Below are 20,744 nucleotides of genomic sequence, written 5' to 3'. Positions count from 1 at the left end.
AGCGCGAGATGAAGCGCATGATCTTCGAGCCCGAGCACGAGCTGTTCCGCGACTCGGCACGCAAGTTCTACCAGGCCGAGATCGGCCCGCACGGCGAGCGCTGGCGCGAGCAGGGTTTCGTCGACCGCGAGGCCTTCCGCAAGATGGGCGAGCAAGGCTATCTGCTAATGTGGGCCGACGAGGAATACGGCGGTGCCGGCAATGGCGATCATCGCTACGAGCAGATCGTCTACGAGGAAAACATCCGCTTTGGCGAGGTCGGCTTCTACGCCAACCTGCACGGCATGATCGTCGCGCCCTACATCGCCAAGCTCGGAACTCCCGAGCAGAAGCAGCGGTTTCTGCCGGGATGCGTCAGCGGCGAGAAAATCCTGGCGATTGCGATGACTGAGCCTGCCGCGGGCTCCGATCTCGCCGGCATGAAGTCGCGTGCGGAGGACAAGGGCGATCACTGGTTGCTCAATGGGTCGAAGACTTATATCTCCAACGGCATCCAGGCCGATCTGGTTGTTGTCGCGGCGCGCACGGTACCGGACAGCCGTTACGGCATCGGCCTGTTCGTGGTGGAGGCCGGCATGGAAGGCTTCAAGCGCGGACGCAAGCTGAAAAAGATGGGCCAGCACGCGCAGGATACTGCCGAGCTGTTCTTCGAGGATGTCAAGGTTCCGAAGGCGAATCTGCTCGCTGACCCGGCGCGCGGCTTCACCTACATGGCGCAGTTTCTGGCGATCGAACGCCTGCAAGTCGCGATCGCCTGTGTCACGCAGGCACAGCTCGGCTTCGATCTGACGCTGGATTTCGTCAAGCAGCGCAAGGCCTTCGGCAAGCCGATCGGCGCGCTGCAGAACACGCGCTTCAAGATGGCCGAGATGCGCGCGCAGATCGATGCGGTGCAGTGCTTTGTCGACCAGTGCGTGATGTTGGCCAACAGCAGCGAGCTGACGGCCGAAGTGGCGTCGCAGGCCAAGCTGCTGGCCAGCGAACTCGAAGGCCGCGTGCTCGACGAATGCGTGCAACTGCACGGCGGCGCTGGCTACATGGAGGAGTACCGCATCTGCCGCATGTACCAGGACGCACGCGTGACGCGCATCTTCGCGGGCACCAGTGAAATCATGAAAGAGATCATCGCCCGAGGTCTGGGACTCGACGAACGCAAGATGTGAGCATCCCTATGAGCGAAGAAGTAAAAGTGCCCTACCGCATCAGGACCCGCGTCAGCGAGATGCTGGGCGTGCGATATCCCATTATCCAAGGCGGGATGCAGTGGGTGGGCCTGGCCGAAATGGCCTCGGCGGTGTCCAATGCCGGCGCTTTCGGGCTGCTTACCGGTCTGTCACAGCCAACGCCGGAAGCGCTGGCCAGAGAAATCGCGCGCTGCCGCACGATGACCGACCAGCCCTTTGGCGTGAACATGACGGTATTCCCCACCATCACGCCGCCGCCGTACAGCGAATACATCGACGCGATCATCGAAGGCGGTATCAAGATCGTGGAAACGGCCGGGCCCAAGTCTTCGGATCATTGGGGCAAGCTTCAGAACGCAGGAATCAGGATCGTGCACAAGTGCGTGGCCGTCCGCCATGCTCTGAGCGCCGAACGGGCGGGTGTGGATGCGGTGAGCATCGACGGCTTCGAATGCGCGGGCCATCCTGGCGAAGACGACATTCCTGGCCTGGTGCTGATTCCGATCGCCGTGAAGAAGCTGAGGATCCCGGTCGTGGCCTCTGGCGGCATCGGCGACGGACGCGGCATGGCGGCGGCCTTCGCACTTGGCGCCGAAGGCATCAACATGGGCACGCGATTCGAAGTCACGCAGGAAGCGCCAATCCACGAGGCGATCAAGCAGGCACTGGTCGCGGGCAGCGAGCGTGATACCAAGCTGATCTTCCGCACCATGAAGAACACCGCGCGCGTATTCCGTAACGCGGTATCGGAAGAAACCGTGGCGATAGAGAACAAGCCCGGCGGCGCACATTTCGAGGACATTCGCCATCTGGTCGCGGGCGCGCGCGGCAAGGCCGCGCTCGATGCCGGAGATCCCCAGGGCGGAATCATCACGGCGGGTATGGTAATCGGGCTCATCGATGACATTCCCTCCTGCGAAGAGCTGATCCAGCGCATGGTGCGCGAATGCCGCGCGCAGCTTTCGGGTGCGCTGGCGACTATGGATTGAATGCACGGCTTTGCCCTTAAAGAATTCGCAGGTGCGGCGCGAGGCGCGATGCTGCCGTTGCCGCTCCCGCAAAGTGATTTGGACACCTAAAACGCATTTCCTACCCAGGATCAGCACATGAGCCAGAAAGCATACGTCGCCGGCGTCGGAATGATTCCCTTCCTGAAGCCCAGCGCGGCCGAGCCTTATACCGTGATGGGACCTAAAGCCATCCGCCTCGCGCTCGCGGATGCAGGCGTGGACTACAGCCACATCCAGCAGGTCTACGCCGGCTACGTCTACGGCGATTCCACCTGCGGCCAACGCGTGATCTACGAAGTGGGCATGACCGGCGTGCCGGTGATCAACGTCAACAACAACTGCGCCACCGGCTCGACCGCGCTGTATCTTGCGCGCCAAGCCATCGAGTCCGGCGCGTTCGACTGCATCCTCGCGTTCGGCTTCGAGCAGATGGCGCCCGGTGCCCTCGCGGCGGGCTTCGCCGATCGCCCGCCGCCGATGGGAAAGTGGGTGGACCAGTCGCAGGCGCTGCAGCCCGCGCCCACGGGCACGCCGCCGGCGCCGCATCTGTTCGGCGGCGCAGGCGTCGAGTACCAGCAGAAGTACGGAACGAAGAACGAAACCTTTGCGAAGATTTCGGAGAAGGCGCGCAAGCATGCTTTCCACAACGACAAAGCGATCTTTCGTGATCTGGTCACCGTGGAGCAGGTGCTGGCGACGCCGACGATCTACGGCGTGCTGACGCGCCTGCAATGCTGCCCGCCGACCTGCGGCGCCGCGGCGGCGGTACTGGTGTCGGAGCGCTTCGCCAAACAGCATGGGCTCAGGACCGACATCGTGATTCTAGGTCAGGCAATGACGACGGACTATGCCTCGACTTTCGAGGCCGGGTCGATGATCAAGGCTGTGGGCTCGGAGATGTCGAAGAAGGCTGCCGACGCGGTCTACGCGCAGGCCGGCATCGGCCCCGAGGACATCGACGTCTGCGAACTGCACGACTGTTTCACCGCCAACGAGCTGTTGACCTACGAGGCGCTGGGCTTCACGCCTGAGGGCACGGCCGAGACGTTCATCTGGGATGGCGACAACACCTATGGTGGCAAGGTCGTCACCAACCCGTCCGGCGGCCTGCTGTCGAAAGGCCATCCACTCGGCGCGACCGGGCTCGCGCAATGCACGGAACTCGTCGAGCAGCTGCGCGGGCTCTGCGGACCACGCCAGGTGGAAGGCGCACGGCTAGCGCTGCAACACAACATCGGCATCGGCGGTGCCTGCGTGGTCACCGCCTACGGCCGCGTCTGAGACTGACCTCGTCGGGCGGAAGCCACCCCGCCCATCGCCAGACCGATTTAGTGAGGAGTCAACCGATGTCGGCAACGCTGTTCCAAGGAAAATCAATCCGCGTGGAGTCGCTAGGCGACGGTCTGGCCGAGCTTTGCTTCGACCGCGAGAACGACGGCATCAACAAGCTCGACAAGCGCACCGTCGCCGAGCTTGGTCAGGCGGTCGCGGTCATCGAGCAGGATGAGACGATCCGCGGCGCTCTGGTGAGCAGCGCCAAGGACGTATTCATCGTCGGCGCCGACATCACCGAGTTCGGCGCCATGTTCCAACTGACGGCGGACGAGATCGCCGTGTTCAATGGTGTGCAAAACCGCGTGTTCACCGCGCTCGAAACGCTGCGCGTTCCCAGCGTGGTGGCGATCAATGGCTTCGCGTTGGGCGGGGGCCTCGAATGCGCGCTGGCTTGCGACTTCCGCGTGATGTCGGCGACTGCCCAGGTCGGTCTGCCCGAAGTCAAACTGGGCTTGTTCCCCGGTTTCGGCGGCACCGTGCGATTGCCGCGCGTGGCGAACGCACAGGTCGCGATCGACTGGATCGCGAGCGGCGCGCCTTCGAAGGCCGAGGCCGCCAGGGCCGCTGGCGTGGTAGACGAGATCACCGCTCCGGAGGCCCTGCGCGAGGCGGCACTCAAGCTGTTGCGCAAGGCGGTCGCGGGCGAGGCCGACTGGAAGTCGCGTCGAGCAACGAAGGACTCCGCGTTGCCGCTGTCTGTCGAACATGCCGGGGCTTTGTTCGCTGCCGGCAGGGAGAAGGTCGCGAAGCAGTCGCCGAAGCATCAGCCGGCCGCACTGGCGGCGGTCGAGGTGATGGAAGCCGCGGCGAGCCAGGGTCGTGAAGGCGCGCTTCTGCTGGAGGCCCGCGGTTTTGGTGCCATCTGCAAAACGCAGGCGGCCTCGTCGCTGGTGCAGATCTTTCTCAACGATCAGGTGCTGAAGAAGAAGTTCAAGGCGCACGCGAGGAACGCGCGCCCGCTGAAGCAGGCTGCGGTGCTCGGCGCCGGCATCATGGGCGGCGGCATCGCCTACACCAGCGCACTGCGTGGAACCCCGGTGCTGATGAAGGACATCCAGCAGAAACAGCTCGATCTGGGCACCGGCGAGGCGCAGAAGCTGCTCGTGAGGCAGGTCAAGAGCGGACGCCTGAAGCAGGAGACGGCCGATGCGGTGCTCGCATCGATCCGTCCTCAACTCGATTACGCCGGCTTCGAGCAGGTGGACGCCGTGGTCGAGGCGGTGGTCGAGAGTATCAAGGTGAAGCATGCCGTACTGACGGAACTGGAGAACGTTCTGCGCGACGACGCGGTGATCGCGTCGAACACTTCGAGCCTGCGCATCGACGATCTCGCCGCGCCGCTAAAACGGCCGGAGAACTTCGTCGGCATGCACTTCTTCAACCCGGTGCCGATGATGCCGCTGGTCGAAGTTATCAGGGGCAGCTGCACCAGCGACGTCGCGGCGTCGACGATCGTCGGCTACGGCGTGGCCATGGGCAAGACACCGATCGTCGTCAAGGACTGCCCGGGCTTCCTGGTCAATCGCATTCTCACGCCGTACATGCTGGCGTTCTCTCATCTAGTCGCGGATGGCGCCGACTTTGTCGCGGTCGATCAGGCGATGGAGGCTTTCGGCTGGCCCATGGGCCCGGCCTATCTCAACGACGTGATCGGCCTGGACACCGCGGTGCACGTCAACCGGATCATTAGCGACGGCTATCCCGATCGCATGAAATGGACCTGGGCTTACTCGGGCGAACTGCTGGTGAACATGGGGCGGCTCGGGCAGAAGAATGGCTTCGGCTACTACCGATACGAAACCGATCCCGCCGGCAAGCCGAAGAAGCGGGTGGCCGCAGACACCTACGAGTTGCTCAAGGCAGTGCAGCCGAATGGTAAGCGCGACTTTTCGGCCCAGGAGATCGTGGATCGCATGATGCTGCCGCTGATCGTCGAAGGCGCGCGCGCGCTGGAAGACGGCATCGTCGGCAGTGCGATCGAGCTGGATATGGCGCTGCTGCTAGGGCTTGGTCTTCCGCAATACTTGGGCGGCGTGCTCAAGTACGCCGATTGGCTGGGGCTGGATCGCGTGGTGTCGCTCAGCGACCGCTACGCGGTGCTTGGACCGATGTATCAGGTACCGCAAAAACTGCGAGAAATGGCCGCGCGTGGAGAGCGCTACTACCCGTGAGTGAATCCCGGCATCCACTCGACTCGCTCGCTGGCGAGCGACGATCGCTCTCCATTCCGGGCAACGTAGAGGGGTTGATTCTTACGCGCGCTGTGCGCGCGCCAAGGCTCGCGCCGCGCTTTACGCTAGCACCGAAGAGCGGTTCGGGTGGTCTGCTGTGACTGTTTACGTTCCGCCGCTGTCCCGCATCGCCTTCGTCCTCTATGACGTGCTGGGCATTAACCACGAACTGGCGGCATTCCCCAGGTTCGCGACCGTTGATCGCGACCTCATTGACCGCGTGATCGCCGAGGCGGGCAACTTCGCCTCCAAGATTCTCTCCCCTACACGGATTTCCGGAGACGCCGGCTGCAGGCTCATCGATGGGCGGGTCATAACGCCTCCCGGCTATGCCGAGGCGTACCGCCTATTTGTGGAAGCAGGTTGGCCCGCGATGGCCTGCGACGAAGAACATGGCGGCCAAGGTCTTCCGATGGTTCTGCACAGCGTCATGCTCGAACTCCTCAATTCCGCCAATCCCGCCTGGAGCATGTTTCCTGGGATTGCCCACGGCGCTTACGACTGTCTGCGTGCCCATGCTGCCAGCGCGCTCAAAGAACGCTATCTCCCGAAGATAGCCTCTGGCGAGTGGACCACCAGCATGTGCCTGACCGAAGCGCAGGCGGGGAGTGACCTGGGTCTTGTACGAACCCGCGCTGAGCCGGACGGTACGGGTGCCTACCGCATCAGCGGCTCGAAGATCTTCATCTCAGGCGGCGATCACGATCTGGCCGAAAATATTGTCCATTTGGTGCTTGCTCGATTGCCTGGGTCGCCCGTTGGGTCCAAGGGTCTTTCCTTGTTCCTGGTGCCAAAGCATCTACCCGACGGCAGTCAAGGGCTGAAAAAGGCGGTAAACGGTATCGCTGTTGTCGGGTTGGAACACAAGATGGGCATCCGCGGTAGTCCAACCTGTGCACTGGCATTTGACGACGCACACGGCTGGTTGATCGGGGAACCCAACGCTGGACTCACCTGCATGTTTGTGATGATGAACGCAGCGCGTCTCGGCGTGGGGGTGCAAGCGCTCGGAGCTTCAGAGTTGGCATACCAGTGCTCGTTGCAATATGCGCGCGACCGGCTGCAAGGCCGCAGCGCGGTTGGCGAGCGGGGCAAGGCCGCACATCCGCTAATCCTGCAGGCTGATGTGCGTCGCATGCTACTCACTCAGAAAGCTTGGACCGAAGGTGCACGCCTGATTTCGTACTGGCTTTCACTGCAACTCGATATCGCGCACGCACATCCCGACGCGCGTGCGCGCGAAGCCGCCTCCCGGCGACTATCGCTGCTCACGCCGGTTGCCAAAGCGTTCTTGTCGGACAACGCATTCGAAGTTGCCAACCTCGCCGTCCAGATCTACGGCGGTCACGGCTACATGACAGAACACGGCGTCGAGCAGATCGTCCGCGACGTGCGAGTGTTCGCGATATACGAAGGAACCAACGGAGTCCAGGCGTTTGACCTATTGAGTCGTAAGGTGCTGGCCGACCATGGACGCGCCTTGGAATTGTTGTTCGAGGAGATGAAGTCATCGCTGAGCGCAACCGGCTCGACAGCCGTCGTCGCTGCGATGCTGTCGCTTTGGTTCAAGCTGGCGGAGGACATTCTCCACCTGGTTCGCGACGGCATCCCCGGCACTGCGGCGGGCTCAGTGGCAACCCACTTCCTCCGCGCGCTGGGCCATGCGGTCATGGGCTGGCGGTTCATCGGCGCGACCCGCACCATCTCTTCGGCTGAGGATGCCCGAGCCTATCTCGCGACTGCACAATTCTACTTCGCCCAGCTCTTTCCCGAGGCCTTCTACCATCTCGCGGTGGTGCGTAATGGCGATCCTGTCTCGTCGCCTGGAGACGACGTGCTGTTCGCGTAATCCGACGCTCACTCAAAAAAACGCAGTGCAGGGTGTTGAATCGGCTCAGTCCTGGGCCATCTATAGTCGTCAACTTCTACAGGCCGCGGATACGTGAGACTGGTGTTTTCTTAGGGGTATTGGAGGAGCGCTTTGCAGTTGAAAAAACTTCGACACCAACTCCGCGCCAGTCAGATGCGGCGAGGCAGCGGCTTAGTGCCTTGTCCGAAATTCATGGTCAGCAGCGGTTGGAAGCAATTGAAAGGCGTTGGGAGTTATGACCATTTTAGCTCTCCACCGTCCGCTTCGGGCGCAAAGAGACCCGCGCAGCAGGGCGCGCTTTTTTGCCGCGAAAGCCACTTGAGCGCGCGCGCTTCGGGCAACTTGTTCGCGATTGGCGGACTGCAACGAGGAACGAACGGGCAAGCCAGAGCTACAGCAAATGCACACAGAGCAATTCAAAGCGCTGTCTGATCGCGAAGTGGCTGACGGCCATCGCCGGCTATGGCGCCCGCAGGGGAACGTGGTGTTGGCGGGAAGTTAAGTCCGCAAGGACGCGTCGACATGACGTTCGAGCTTTGCGGGAACGGTGGCACAGCCTCCGCCCCCGTGATGCGTCAGGGAGCGTTACCGAAGGCCAAGACCGCAGGGCTTGGTGAGCGGAGCGAGTAGAGCCCGGCCTGGAACAATGCGGAAGGCGACGCCGTGATTGCATGAAAGTGCCTTCTGCGATTCGGCTTTTGTCTTCCGCAATGGCAAGTGCCAACGACGCTGTCGGTGCTCTGTAACGACGACTTGCTAAAGGACAAATAGGTCTTTATTGGCATGCGTGTCGTCATGCCTAACTGTGCATCCATTGTCAAAGGAGCAGTGTCCAGGGACTGGATACTGTCAAGAACGTGACGGAAGAAAAAGGTTCTCTGCGCGCATTCAGCGCTCCGAAGTCGAATGAATCCGAAACGCTGGATGTCGACGCATTCGCCGTATTGACGCTGATTCCGAAGGCGACAGTGTTGACGTTGCGCAGTCGATCGCCGGACAGACTGCCGCCGCCGTTCCGACAGCGTCCCCTGCGTTGGCGCAGACAGACGGTTGTGCAGTGGATGAAAGATGAGGAGAAGCACGAGATCGACAGGATCGCGCGGCTTACCGCCGGCCTGCGAGTGCGGGGCTAAAGCCCTGTCGCCGTGCGTTACTCTTCAAAGGATTTGATTCCGTCGCTATTGCTGCTGGTAGCAGCACCGTGGCTTGCAGGAATGTTGTTCGCGGCATTCGTAGGCTCCAGTACCTACATGCCCGGCTACGCCGAGGTTCTGCAGATGTGGCGAACTTACTCGCCGTCGCCGCACTATCGAGTGCTTCTTTTTACGGCATTCTCGGTGCCCATCGCTATGAGCGCCCTATTCGCTTTATTGCCGGCGCTCACCCGCCGGCCTGCGTTGTTCGGAGACGCTCACTTTGCCGACGAAAGCGAAGTGCGTTCGGCCCGACTGCGCGCACCTGATGGCCTGATCCTGGGTCGACTCCGCGGCCGGCTGCTGAGGGCGAATGGACAACTGGGCGTGCTGCTATTTGCACCGCCGCGATCGGGGAAAGGCGTCGGTTTCGTTATTCCCAACCTGCTGACCTGGCGCGGTTCGGTGATCGTCAATGACCTGAAGCTGGAGAACTTCGAGAAGACCTCCGGCGCGCGTGAAGCGATGGGACAACAAATCGTGCTGTTCGCCCCACTGGATACGGAAGGGCGAACCCATGCCTACAACCCATTGGACTTCGTCTCGTCGGATCGAAACCTGCGCGTCAATGACGTGCAGGCGATTACCGCGAAGCTTGTCGTAACACCCCCGCGTGCCGACCCCATGTGGACCAACGAGGCGAGGGTACTACTCGACGGGCTGATTCTCTTCTTGCTTGATGTGAATGAGCGAGCATCGCTCGGCGCCGTCTACCGGGCGATTCTGTCGACACAAAACTTCGCCGACTATTTGACCTGGGTCATGAAGGAGCACGAGACGAAGCTCGATCCAATGGCGGTGATGCAGTTCAACGGATTTCTAGGCAAGGCGTTCAAGGAACAATCCGGCGTGTTGTCGTCGCTGAAAGCGGCGCTCTCATTGTTTGCAAATCCGTTGGTGGATCGTGCCACGTCGAGCACGGACTTCGACCAGCGTGACTTGCGGCGCCAGCCAATGACGATCTATCTGGGCGTCATGCCTCGGGACATCGCGCGTCTGTCGCCGCTGTTGAACATCTTCGTGCAGCAGACCTTCGACGGTCTGTTGGGATTGCTCCCCAGCAGGGATGAACCTCTGCAGGTGTTGGCTCTACTCGACGAGTTCACGGCGTTGGGGAGGCTGGAGAATGTGGAAAAAGGCATCGCGTACTTCGCCGGATACAACATCATGCTTGCGCCCGTCATTCAGGACCTGTCCCAACTCGAAGAGGTCTACGGGCGTGCGGTGACCGAAACGTTTCTATCGACGGCGAACATAAGGATCGCTTATGCCCAGAATAGCCTCAAGACCGCAAAATATTTGTCCGAAGAAATGGGCTTTCGCACCATCACGACTCGTAGCCGCTCGCGTCGTGTCAACGATCCCTGGAATGGGAACGTCTCGGAGGGGAGCACGCGGCGAGAGCTGATGCTGCCCCATGAAATCCGGGAACTTGATCGAGGCAAGGAACTTTTGATCGTCGAGGCGGCGGCGCCGATCAAGGCCGACAAGATCTGCTACTACCGGGACCGTACCTTCACCAAGTTTTTGCGGCCCGCGTCGGCTCGGCCGAAGCTGCGTAATAAGGTTGTCGAACCGCCGATCATGCCGATGTCCACTTCTAGTCTCACAAACCATGAAATCGATGTCGTTCTCAACGACATGAAGTTGTAGATCGGGCAGGCGGCTCCTCCGGGCCGGACCAAGGGATGGGTCGCGGCTAAACATCTGCACCCCCCCCCCCCGCGCTACTCAGCGCGCCCGCTAGCGCAGGACACTGCAACTGTCCAGAGCTGGCTGGTCATTATCCTTTACCGCTGCCAGCAAGAGCGAAGCCGAGGGCAGCCCAGGGCGGAGTCCGTGCTCGGGTCCTCGCCCGGCGATGTCACTAACGCTGATTGCTCTCCCAAATCGCAGGCAGTCCCGTTGCTGTGCCAACTTCGGATGAACAGGGCCGCCTGGAATCACTAGCCATGTCCGCCAGTCGGCCCGGTGCCGACGCTGGTATCTATGGACGGCAAGCCTCGACTTAGAACCTATAGTCTCGGAACTCAGTCGTCAGCCGATGTGCAAGGACGAGGCGCAGACGCTTGGGCATAGAGCGCGAGGTCGTAAATTATTATCTGCACTCCATCTGCACGGCTAGTGCAGATCGGTGCATATTGACGCAATGCGTAGCAAGCGTCCGCAAATTTATGCTACTGAAGTTAGAGGATATTCGTCCGGGGATGGGCACTTGACCAACCGCTTAGGAGGCGGATGCTCTATCCACTGGGCTACAGGGGCGGATGCGCCAGTTTAAGCGACGGCGCCGATGCACCCAAGCCCGTTTTCGCCGATCCGGCCGTTCGGGCCGTTTTTGTTGTGAGTGTGGGCAGTGGTCGCTAGCATCGCCTGCGGCCGACGTCCTACGCTTGCACTGTTGCCACGTTGGGGGTTCAGATGCGTAGATTCAGTTGCTTCGGGCTGGTGATGCTGGTCGCGCTTCTGGCGGGCTGCGGCGGTGGCGGGCCGAGTTTTGTTGATAATGGGGGTGATGGTTCGGGTACGCCCACCGCATCCGTGTACCGTCTCGGCACCTTGCAGGGCACCAGTTTTTCCGCGGGATCGATCTACCTGTCGCAGTCTGCTCTCGACGCAGGCGGCAGCGCCGGACTGCGCGTGGACATCGTCGACACCGCCAATGGCAATGCGCTGGTCACCGATTCCGTGTCGGTTAGTTTTTCGTCACAGTGCGCCAGTCTGAGCAGCTCCAAAATCGAGCCCAACCCAGTTGTCACCTCCACCGGGTCAGCCTCGGCTACTTATTCTGCACTGGGTTGCAGCGGAAACGATGTCGTAACTGCTACGGCTACGGTCGGCGGCAGCTCCCTAACCGCTACTGGCACGATTACGGTCAAGTCGGCGCCGGCCAGTGCCGTTCAATTTACCTCGGCGACACCCAACAGCATTCGCATCAAGGGAACGGGCGACCCGCAGACCGCGATCGTCAAGTTCACCGTCACCAACAGCGCCGGTGGGCCGGTGCCGGGCCAGAACGTGAAATTCACGTTGGACACCACTGCTGGCGGCATCACGCTGACGCCATCGACCGGTATCACGGATTCCGCAGGTGTGGTGCAAACCACCGTGAACGCCGGCACCGTTGCGACCAGCGTCCGGGTTACCGCGATCGTCGTGGACTCTTCCGGCAACGTCGTCTCCGGTATCCCGCCGGCACAGTCCGACTCGCTGGTGATCTCCACCGGCCTTGCGGACCAGGACAGCTTCTCGATCAGCGTCGGTTGCTTCAACATTGAAGGTGGCGACTACGACGGTACGACGACTAGCGTCAACATCCTTGCCGCCGACCGCTTCAACAACCCAGTGCCGGACGGCACGGCGATCAGCTTCCGTGCTGAAGGCGGCCAGATCCAGCCGCAGTGTCTGACGACCGCGGGCGGGTGTTCGGTGAACTTCACGTCGGCCAATCCCCGGAGCAGCGATCACCGCGTCACCATTCTGGCGACCGCGATCGGTGAAGAGAGCTTTGTCGATACCAATGGCAACGGCCGTTACAACTCCGGCGAGTCGTTCGGCGATCTGGCCGAAGCGTTTCTCGACAAGAATGAAAGCGGCGCACGTGACAGCGACGAGGAATTTGTCGACTTCAACAACAATGCGACTTTCGACGACAAGAGCGGCAACTTCACCGGCGTGCTCTGCGATAGCGGCTGCGATGCGGCGACGTCGCTGTCGGTGCGCGCGTCCGTGCCGATCATCATGTCGGGGTCCAACGCCAAGCTGACCATCCTGCCGAGCACCATCGACTTGAGCAAAGGCGCCCAGGTCGTGCAAGTGGTGGTCGGCGACAGTGCCAACCAGCCGATGCCGGGCAGCACGACGATTGCGGCATCGACGTCGTTCGGCAGCATCGTCGGCGATGCGTCGGTGACGCAGCCTTGTAGCACGTTCAACGGCCCGTTCGTGTACAGCTTCGTGGTCAAACCGCCTGATGATCAGACGACTTCGGCAAACGGCGTGTTTACGATCAAGGTCACGACGCCCAAGGGCAACGTCACCACCGCGTCGGCTTCGGTGCTCTACAGCACGACCACAACCACGCCACCAGCGGGCGGCAAGCTGCAGTCGCTCAATTTCGTCTCGGCTTCACCGACGACGATGAGCATCAAGGGAACCGGCGTTGGCCAGCCCGAGACCTCCATCGTGACGTTCAAGGTGCTCGACGATCAGGGCACAGCGATGCCGAACCAGACGGTCACATTCTCGCTGGACACCACGGTCGGTGGCATCACGCTCGACCATGCGTCGACGACTAGCGCCTCTGATGGCTCCGTCACTGTCGCGGTTTCAGCAGGCACTGTCCATACAACGGTCCGGGTGACTGCCGCGGCGACCAGCGGTGCGACGACGGTGTCCGCGAAGTCCGATACGCTGACCATCTCGACCGGCATTCCGGATCAGGACAGTGTTTCACTGTCGGCGAGCCCGCTCGATATTGAGGGTGCGAATCTCGACGGCGTGACTAGCACGATCACGGCACGAATGGCTGACCGTTTCAACAACCCGGTACCCGATGGCACCGCGATCAGCTTCCGCACCGAAGGCGGGTCCATAGAACCTCAATGCGTGACGGCAGCCGGCGCCTGCAACGTCATCTTTACGAGCCAGAGTCCGCGCGTATCCGACCACCGGTACACGGTGCTGGCCACCGCCATCGGAGAAGAGAGCTTTACCGACCTGAACGGCAACGGTGTCTACGACTCCGGTGAGCCCTTTACCGATATCAGTGAGCCTTTTCTCGATCGAGATGAATCCGGCGCACGGGACCCGACCAGCGAAGAATTCGTCGACTTCAACAGCAACGGTAATTTCGACGCTGCCAGTGGCAACTTCACCGGCCCGCTGTGCAACACCGGCTGTGATACGCAGAAGACGTTGTTCGTCAATGACAGCATCGTCATCGTAATGTCGACTTCCACTGCAGCTTTAACCGGACCAGGGTCGGTGACCGTGAGCGCCATCGGCTCCAAGAGTTTCTCGGTTCGTGTTCAGGACACGGCGGGACAGAACATGGCAGCCGGCACTACGATCGTTGCGACGACCACCTATGGCAGCATCGCAGAGCCGGCAAGTTATGAGCAGGTGGACAGCAACTCGAATGCGGCCGGTACCGTCTACGGATTTACCGTAACCGGTTCCGGAACGGCCGGCAGCGGCGCGATCCTGATCACTGTGACCTCGCCGTCCGGGATCATCACGCGGCTGTCCATTCCCGTCACCGGAACCTGAGCGGCAGTCGAAACGCGAGCGTTTCCGGCCAGGAGAGTTGCTCAGGCTGCGCTCGCGAGTCCATGAAATAATCGCGGCCTCTGACATAGGAGGTCGCGATGCTCATCGGCACGCCCAAGGAAATCAAAGTTCACGAGTACCGCGTCGGGCTTACGCCCGTCGGGGTCAAGGAACTCAAGGCGCATGGCCACGACGTGCTGATCCAGGCCGGCGCTGGCGCCGGGATTGGACTGTATGACGAGGCCTATGTCGCCGCCGGAGCGGAGATCGTCGGCACTGCGCAGGAGATTTTTGCGCGTGCCGAGATGGTCATCAAGGTCAAGGAGCCGCAGGTGGTCGAGTGCGCGATGCTGCGGCCGGGGCAGGTGCTGTTCACTTATCTGCATCTGGCACCCGATCCCGATCAGACCCAGGGCCTGATCGCATCGGGCTGCATCGCGATCGCCTACGAGACCGTCACCGATGCGCGCGGCGGTCTGCCGCTGCTGGCGCCGATGAGTGAAGTGGCCGGGCGCATGTCGATCCAGGCCGGCGCGCATGCGATGGAAAAAGCGCAGGGTGGCAACGGCGTGCTGCTCGGTGGCGTGCCCGGCGTGGCGCCGGCCGAAGTGCTGGTGATCGGCGGCGGCGTCGTCGGCTACAACGCCGCGCGCATCGCGGTCGGCATGGGCGCGCATGTGACGATTCTCGATCGCTCGCTGGCGCGGCTGAACTATCTCGACTCGCTGTTCGATGGACGACTGAACACAATCTATTCGACGGTCGATGCGCTCGAGTACTACACCGCGCAGTCGGATCTGGTGATCGGTGCGGTGCTGGTGCCGGGTGCTGCGGCGCCCAAGCTGGTGACGCGCGCGCATCTGCGGGCGATGAAGCCGGGCGCTGTGGTCGTCGACGTCGCGATCGACCAGGGCGGCTGCTTTGAAACCTCGCGTGCGACCACGCATCAGAACCCGACCTATGTCGAAGAAGGCGTGGTGCATTACTGCGTCGCCAACATGCCGGGCGGCGTCGCACGCACCTCGACGTTCGCGCTGACCAACGCGACGATGCCGTTCGCGGTTGCGCTCGCCAACAAGGGTTACAGGAAGGCGCTGCTCGACGACGTGCATCTGCGCGAAGGCCTGAACGTGCACGGCGGCAAGATCACGTACAAGGCGGTGGCCGATGCGCTGGGCCTTGCGTATCAGCCCGCAATGGAAGCGCTCGCTTAGGTTGTTGTAGGTCGGCAATCCTTTGCCGACGTGAGGCCTCGGTTGCGCATCGCGCGCGCACGTCGGCAAAGGATTGCCGACCTACGGGTCGTTGTTCTTGATCTTCAGCGTGGTCGTCGCTTGGGTGCCCAGCGCCGCATCGCTCGGCGTGCCGAGCTTGAACGTGAGTTTCACCGTGCTCTGCGCGCTTGCATCGTCGGCCACGCTCACCGCGTAGACCTGGGTCTGGCCGGCCGGGATCGTGACCGGAGAAGTGAGGCTGACCCGGGAATCGCTGCCGCTGCTGAGCGTGACCGGCACGCTGATGCTTTTACCGCTCGCACTCGACAGCGACACCAGTACCGCGGGGACCGCGACGCCGGCGCCGAGGCTGCCTTCCGTGACGACGCTGCTTGCGGCCGAGAAGGCCACGGTCGGTAGCGGGTCCTTGTTGACGATCGACAGCTTGGCGCTCGCCGGAGCGCCGAGCGCGGCGCCCACCGGTTTGCTCAGCTTCAGCTTGACGGTCAGCTTGTCGTTGTAGACGCCGTCACTGACGACCGGAACGCTGAAACTCTTGTTGCCGGCCTCGCCCGCGGCCCAACTCAGCGTGCCGGAGACATCGCTGTAGTTCGTGCCGTTGACCGCCGTGCCCGCGCTGCTGCTGTATTTCACTGTCACCGCCGAGGCGGTGCTGCCGAGCCGCTTGACGCTGATGGTGGCCGTGCCCTTGGTTTCGCTGATCGATGAGGTCGCGGAGACGAACGCGACTGTCGGCGGCGGCACGGTGAAGCCGCTGAGCACGGTCAGAGCCGGGAAACCGTAGTAGTTGGTGAACAGCATGTCGCCGGTCACCGGGTCGATCACCGCGCCAGTCGCGCATAGGTTGCTAACCATGCTGCGCGCCGACGCCAGCTGCGGGTCGCCCTTGCTGGTGATGTCGTAGGCGAACAACTGGCTGTCGCCGGTATTGAAGTCGCATTGCGTGGCCAGCAAGCCGGTCTCGGTGAACTGCGGATTGCCGGCGGCGACATAGCCAAAGCCGGTCGGCCGGTTGTAGGAGCCGCTGGCGTTGGTTCCGCTGCCGGCCAGCATGCCGACATCGTCGACCTTGCTGACCTCGTAGGTTCCGACACCGTCCGCGGCCAGGCTCAGACGATAGAAATCGCCGTTGTAGCCGGCCATCTTGAGCTTGCCGGCACCGGCGAAGCCCTGAGGTACAAAGATCAGCGGCCCGCCCTCGACCACCGAAGCCGGCACCAGCGCGGCAAGGTTGATCTGTTTGTCAGGCGCAGTGCTGCCGGGCTTGATCTGGCCCAGGCTGCTGTCGCCATTGCTTGCATAGAACAGCAGCGCATCGGGGCTGTAGGCCAAGCCGGTTCCGGCACCGCGCGCCGGGTCGGTGTAGCCCGGGCCCAGCGCCCGCAGCGTGGCGTTGTCGACGAAACCATTGATATGGCCGTCGGCATCGCGGCTGACGCCGATCGCGTAGATCGCCGCGCTGCCGCCAGCGTCGGTGGTGTAGGCATGCCCGACCATCAGCAGCGTGTCGGGATCACCGTCGCGGAAAGCCAGGCCGCCGTAGGGCGAGGGCACACCCGGGACCGGGTCCACGCCGCCCGATTCCGCGATCGTGCTGATCTGGTAGCTGCTGTCGAAAGGCGGCACCACGGTGGGTGCCGCGACCACCGCGGTCGTGGCAAACAGGCTGGCGAACAGCGTCATGCAGGCGAGCCCGCTCACCGACATTTTGATGATCATGTTGATCCCCCGGTGACGATTTGGGGCGCCGATCTCGCGCCCAGTTCCCGGTCGCAAGGTGAACCACGGTTCCGGCAGAGTCAATCGGGCTGAGCGCTGGGCTTGCGCGTTCCCGGGTTTCAGTCCCTGAAACGCCGGGTCAGATCGGCATACGCATCGATGCGCCGGTCGCGCAGGAACGGCCACCAGCGGCGCACGTTCTCCGAGCGCGCCAGATCGATGTCGACGACCAGCACCTCGCCGGCCTCGGTGCCGGCCTGTGCCAGGAACTCGCCCTGCGGGCCGACCGCGAAACTCGAACCCCAGAACTGCGAGCCCTGCAGCGTCCCGCTCGGATCGGGTTCGAAGCCAGTGCGGTTGGCGACGATCACCGGCAGGCCGTTGGCGACTGCGTGCGAGCGCTGGATCGTGATCCAGGCGTCGCGCTGACGTGTGCGTTCCTCATCGCTGTCGTCCGGGTTCCAGCCGATCGCGGTCGGGTAGAACAGCAGGTCGGCGCCGGCCAGCGCCATCAGCCGCGCGGCTTCCGGATACCACTGGTCCCAGCACACCAGTACGCCGAGCTTGCCGAGGCTGGTCTGGATCGGCGTGAAGCCGAGGTCGCCAGGAGTGAAGTAGAACTTCTCGTAGTAGCCCGGGTCGTCCGGGATATGCATCTTGCGGTACTTGCCGGTCAGCGTACCGTCGCGCTCGAGCACCACCGCGGTGTTGTGGTAGAGCCCCGGCGCGCGGCGCTCGAACAGCGAACCGACGATGACGATGTCGAGTTCTTTGGCGAGCGCGCCCAGCGCTGCGGTGGAAGGGCCGGGAATCGTTTCGGCCAGATCGAACAGATCAGTGGATTCGTGCTGGCAGAAATACAGGCCGGTGTGCAGCTCCTGCAGCAGCACCAGTTGCGCGCCGCGGCTCGCGGCATCGCGGATGCCGGCGGCGGACACCGCCAGATTGTGGTCGCGGTCGTCGGTGCAGCTTTGCTGCACGATACCGACGCGCAAGTTCTTGCTGCGGCTCATCGCGGGTCTCCTAAGCGCGCACGCTCGGCGCGGCGGGGATCTGCATCGTCACGCAATGCAGGCTGCCGTATTGCTGGATCAGCGCGCGGCAGTCGATGCCGATCACCTCCCGATCCTCGAATACCTCGCGTAGCCGCTCCAGCGCGATTTCATCGAGCGGATCGTGGTAGACCGGCACCAGCACTGTCGCATTCATGATCAGGAAGTTGGCATAGCCGGCGGGCAGCCTGCGGCTGTCTTCATCGTAGATCGCGCCCGGCAGCGGCAGCGGAATCAGGTCGTAGGGGCTGCCGTCGCGGGTGCGGAACTCGGCCAGCTCGGCGGCCACGGCCTGCAGCTCGGCGTAGTGCGGATCGCTGGCGTCGTCGCAGGCCTGGTAGGCGATGGTGTGCGCGTCGCAGAAGCGCGCGACCGTGTCGACATGGCCGTCGGTATCATCGCCGAGCAGGTCGCCGTGGCGCAGCCAGAGCACGCGCTCGATGCCGAATTCGCGCTTCAGCACGGCTTCGATCTGCTCGCGATTCAGATGCGGATTACGCGTGGGTGCGAGCAGGCAGCGCTCGGTGGTCAGCAGCGTGCCGCAGCCGTCGACCTCGATCGCGCCGCCTTCGAGCACAAAATCCAGGCTTTCGACCGGCGCGCTCCAGGCGCCGAGTTCGGCCAGGCGCGCGGTCAGCAGCGTGTCGCGCTCGGCCGAGAATTTGCCGCCCCAGCCATTGAATACGAAGTCCAGATGCAGCAGGCGGCCGTCGCGGATCACGGTGATCGGGCCATGGTCGCGCGCCCAGACGTCGTCGCTTTCGACGCGATACACGCGCAGCCGCGCCGGATGGGCTCCGGCCTGGATCAGCCGGCTGCGCAGCGCCGCCGGGTCCAGACCGTAGTTGATGTGGACTTCCTCGTGCCGCGTGATCGCGACCGCGATATCGATGAAGTTCTGTTCCACCGCGTCGAAATGGCGGGCGAAATCGCCCTCGGCACGCGGCCAGGTCAGCATCACGGCGGATTGCGGCGCCCATTCGGGCGGAAGGTAACTGCGGGTCATCGCGGTCTTTGGTCTGCAGCCAGGGCCGGGGCGCAGACCTTACACGGAGTGGATGAAGCTTGCGCGTCGCGACGCGCGGCTACCGGGTGGTCAGGTCTTCACGATGCGCGATCGGCGTCGGCGCATCGGGCCTTACCGCGTCCACGACATGCTGGTTTTCGAAGAACACCGAAAACGTCTCGTAGTCCCAGCGCGTGATCGGCGGATGCTTCGGCGAGTCGCCGCCGACGGCTGGATGGCGCACTTTCGGCTCGCCGTATTGCTGATTGACCACGGCCATGCTGCTGCCTCTGGCCGGTAGTTGCGCGTCGGCCGCGACTCGCGCCGGCAGATCCAGCACCTCGGCCTGGGCGGCGGGCAGGCATACGGCTAACAGGGCGGCGGCAAGCAGGGTTTTCATCGTGACGGCCGGCAGGTGTGTACTCGCGGCGACTATAGCAACGGCCCGCCGGCGCGCGGAGCCGGCTCGCCGTCCGTATCCCGGCGCGCGACCAGCGGCGATTGGGCCGCGTCCGGCTGGAGGATGGCTAGAGTTCCAGCAGCTGCACGTCGCTTTCGGCTGCATGCAGGCAGAGCTGGACCAGTACGCCGGATTCGCTGCAGACCTCGCCGGTCAGCAGGTTGCGGGTGATGCCGCTTTTGATGGAGCGGCAGCTGCGGCAAAGGCCCTTGCGGCAGCCGTAGACGGGATGCAGGCCGGCGCGTTCCGCAGCGACCAGCAGCGGCTCGCCGGCCGCGGCCTGGAACTGTGTGCCGGACGCCAGGCACAGCACCTGCCGGGGCTGCTCGCCGGGCTGCGGTTCGGCGAACAGGCCGTATTGTTCCCAACTGAGCCGCTCCGACAGGCCCGATTCTTTCCAGTGCTGCTGCAGCGGTTGCATGAAGCGCAGCGGTCCGCATAGCAGCGTCTGCCTTGCGCGATAGTCGGGAACCTGCGCCAGCAGGTCGGCTAGCTGCGGCCGGCCACTTTGCGCGGTGTGGAGCCAGACCATCCGTAGTGCCGGCCAAGCGCCGGCCAGCTGCTGCAGTTCGGCACCGAAAATCGCGTCCTCGTGGCGGCGGCTGACGTGGACGAACACGATGTCGCCCGAATAGCCGGAACGACGCAGCGCATAAAGGAGTGAGCGCATCGGCGTAACCCCGCTGCCGGCGCCGATCATCAACAGCTGCGCCGGCAGTGCGGCCGGCAGCGTGAAATCGCCGCTGGCCTGCGATAGCGAGATCACGTTGCCGACCCGCAGCTGCTCGTGCAGGGCCTGAGAAACGCGGCCGCCGGCATGGCGCTTGACGGTGATGCCGATGCGGCGGCGGTCGGCCGGGTCCGAGCTCAGGCTGTAGCTCCGGGTATACCGCCGGCCGTTGATTTCGAAGCTGACCGGAACATGCTGCCCGGCCTGGAAGCCGCGCCAGTGCCGGTTCGGCGCCAGCCAGAAGGTCCGCGTATCGGCGGTCTCGACCGTGATCGCGACGACCCGGGCGAGCAGCCGGCTAAACGCGAAACGGCCCGCGAAGGGCGCGATCAGCTCGTCCAGCGAATCCAGATCGTTCAGCGGCGCCAGCCAGGGGCTGCGCAGCAGAGCGCCCAGGCGGCGGCCTGCCGTTTGCGAAGACTGATGTTCTACCGGCCGTTGCATCCCG

14 protein-coding genes are annotated in these 20,744 nt (G+C 63.2%); 9 read left to right on the top strand and 5 right to left on the bottom strand.

Going from position 1 to position 20,744, the window contains the following annotated elements; genetic code table 11:
* The first annotated feature begins 8 nt into the window (after window positions 1-8).
* The 9 genes from JWQ90_RS00900 (at window position 9) to ald (ending at window position 15,308) form a co-directional block, all read left to right on the top strand.
* Window positions 9-1,163, top strand: a complete 1,155-nt coding sequence (locus JWQ90_RS00900) for an acyl-CoA dehydrogenase family protein (RefSeq protein WP_299687933.1) — start codon at window positions 9-11, stop codon at window positions 1,161-1,163.
* Between the two features lie 38 nt (window positions 1,164-1,201).
* On the top strand, window positions 1,202-2,173 hold the full coding sequence (locus JWQ90_RS00895; RefSeq protein WP_366919400.1) for a nitronate monooxygenase family protein: 972 nt from the start codon (window positions 1,202-1,204) through the stop codon (window positions 2,171-2,173).
* Window positions 2,174-2,290: 117 nt separating this feature from the next.
* A complete protein-coding gene (locus JWQ90_RS00890; RefSeq protein WP_299687928.1) occupies window positions 2,291-3,475 on the top strand; it encodes a lipid-transfer protein in 1,185 nt (394 codons plus the stop codon).
* Between the two features lie 65 nt (window positions 3,476-3,540).
* Window positions 3,541-5,700 (top strand): fatty acid oxidation complex subunit alpha FadB, encoded by a 2,160-nt coding sequence (gene fadB, locus JWQ90_RS00885; RefSeq protein WP_299687925.1) that lies wholly within the window; start codon window positions 3,541-3,543, stop codon window positions 5,698-5,700.
* 157 nt (window positions 5,701-5,857) lie between these two features.
* On the top strand, window positions 5,858-7,609 hold the full coding sequence (locus JWQ90_RS00880) for an acyl-CoA dehydrogenase family protein (RefSeq protein ID WP_299687922.1): 1,752 nt from the start codon (window positions 5,858-5,860) through the stop codon (window positions 7,607-7,609).
* Between the two features lie 878 nt (window positions 7,610-8,487).
* On the top strand, window positions 8,488-8,763 hold the full coding sequence (locus JWQ90_RS00875; RefSeq protein ID WP_299687919.1) for a hypothetical protein: 276 nt from the start codon (window positions 8,488-8,490) through the stop codon (window positions 8,761-8,763).
* A 12-nt stretch (window positions 8,764-8,775) separates the two neighbouring features.
* Window positions 8,776-10,476, top strand: coding sequence for a type IV secretory system conjugative DNA transfer family protein (locus JWQ90_RS00870; protein ID WP_299687917.1), 1,701 nt, complete (start codon window positions 8,776-8,778; stop codon window positions 10,474-10,476).
* 768 nt (window positions 10,477-11,244) lie between these two features.
* The gene (locus JWQ90_RS00865; RefSeq protein WP_299687914.1) at window positions 11,245-14,094 is read left to right on the top strand and encodes an Ig-like domain-containing protein; all 2,850 of its coding nucleotides are present in this window, start codon (window positions 11,245-11,247) and stop codon (window positions 14,092-14,094) included.
* A 98-nt stretch (window positions 14,095-14,192) separates the two neighbouring features.
* Window positions 14,193-15,308, top strand: coding sequence for an alanine dehydrogenase (gene ald, locus JWQ90_RS00860; protein ID WP_299687911.1), 1,116 nt, complete (start codon window positions 14,193-14,195; stop codon window positions 15,306-15,308).
* Between the two features lie 81 nt (window positions 15,309-15,389).
* Here ald and JWQ90_RS00855 read toward each other — a convergent pair whose 3' ends face one another.
* The 5 genes from JWQ90_RS00855 to JWQ90_RS00835 all read right to left on the bottom strand — a co-directional run bounded on the left by JWQ90_RS00855 (window position 15,390) and on the right by JWQ90_RS00835 (window position 20,740).
* Window positions 15,390-17,048, bottom strand: a complete 1,659-nt coding sequence (locus JWQ90_RS00855) for a Calx-beta domain-containing protein (RefSeq protein WP_299687908.1) — start codon at window positions 17,046-17,048, stop codon at window positions 15,390-15,392.
* A gap of 119 nt (window positions 17,049-17,167) precedes the next feature.
* On the bottom strand, window positions 17,168-18,061 hold the full coding sequence (locus tag JWQ90_RS00850; RefSeq protein WP_299687905.1) for a carbon-nitrogen hydrolase: 894 nt from the start codon (window positions 18,059-18,061) through the stop codon (window positions 17,168-17,170).
* A 10-nt stretch (window positions 18,062-18,071) separates the two neighbouring features.
* Window positions 18,072-19,106 carry an agmatine/peptidylarginine deiminase gene (locus tag JWQ90_RS00845; protein WP_299687902.1) on the bottom strand — a complete coding sequence of 345 codons (1,035 nt, stop codon included), beginning with the start codon at window positions 19,104-19,106 and terminating at the stop codon, window positions 18,072-18,074.
* A gap of 79 nt (window positions 19,107-19,185) precedes the next feature.
* Window positions 19,186-19,506, bottom strand: a complete 321-nt coding sequence (locus JWQ90_RS00840) for a hypothetical protein (protein WP_299687899.1) — start codon at window positions 19,504-19,506, stop codon at window positions 19,186-19,188.
* A 127-nt stretch (window positions 19,507-19,633) separates the two neighbouring features.
* The gene (locus tag JWQ90_RS00835) at window positions 19,634-20,740 is read right to left on the bottom strand and encodes a ferredoxin reductase (protein ID WP_299687896.1); all 1,107 of its coding nucleotides are present in this window, start codon (window positions 20,738-20,740) and stop codon (window positions 19,634-19,636) included.
* Window positions 20,741-20,744: the final 4 nt, after the last annotated feature.

Origin of the sequence: Hydrocarboniphaga sp. (genome assembly GCF_028291725.1) — a bacterium.
Taxonomy (GTDB): Bacteria; Pseudomonadota; Gammaproteobacteria; order Nevskiales; family Nevskiaceae; genus Hydrocarboniphaga.
This window is presented reverse-complemented; position numbering and strand designations above follow the sequence as displayed.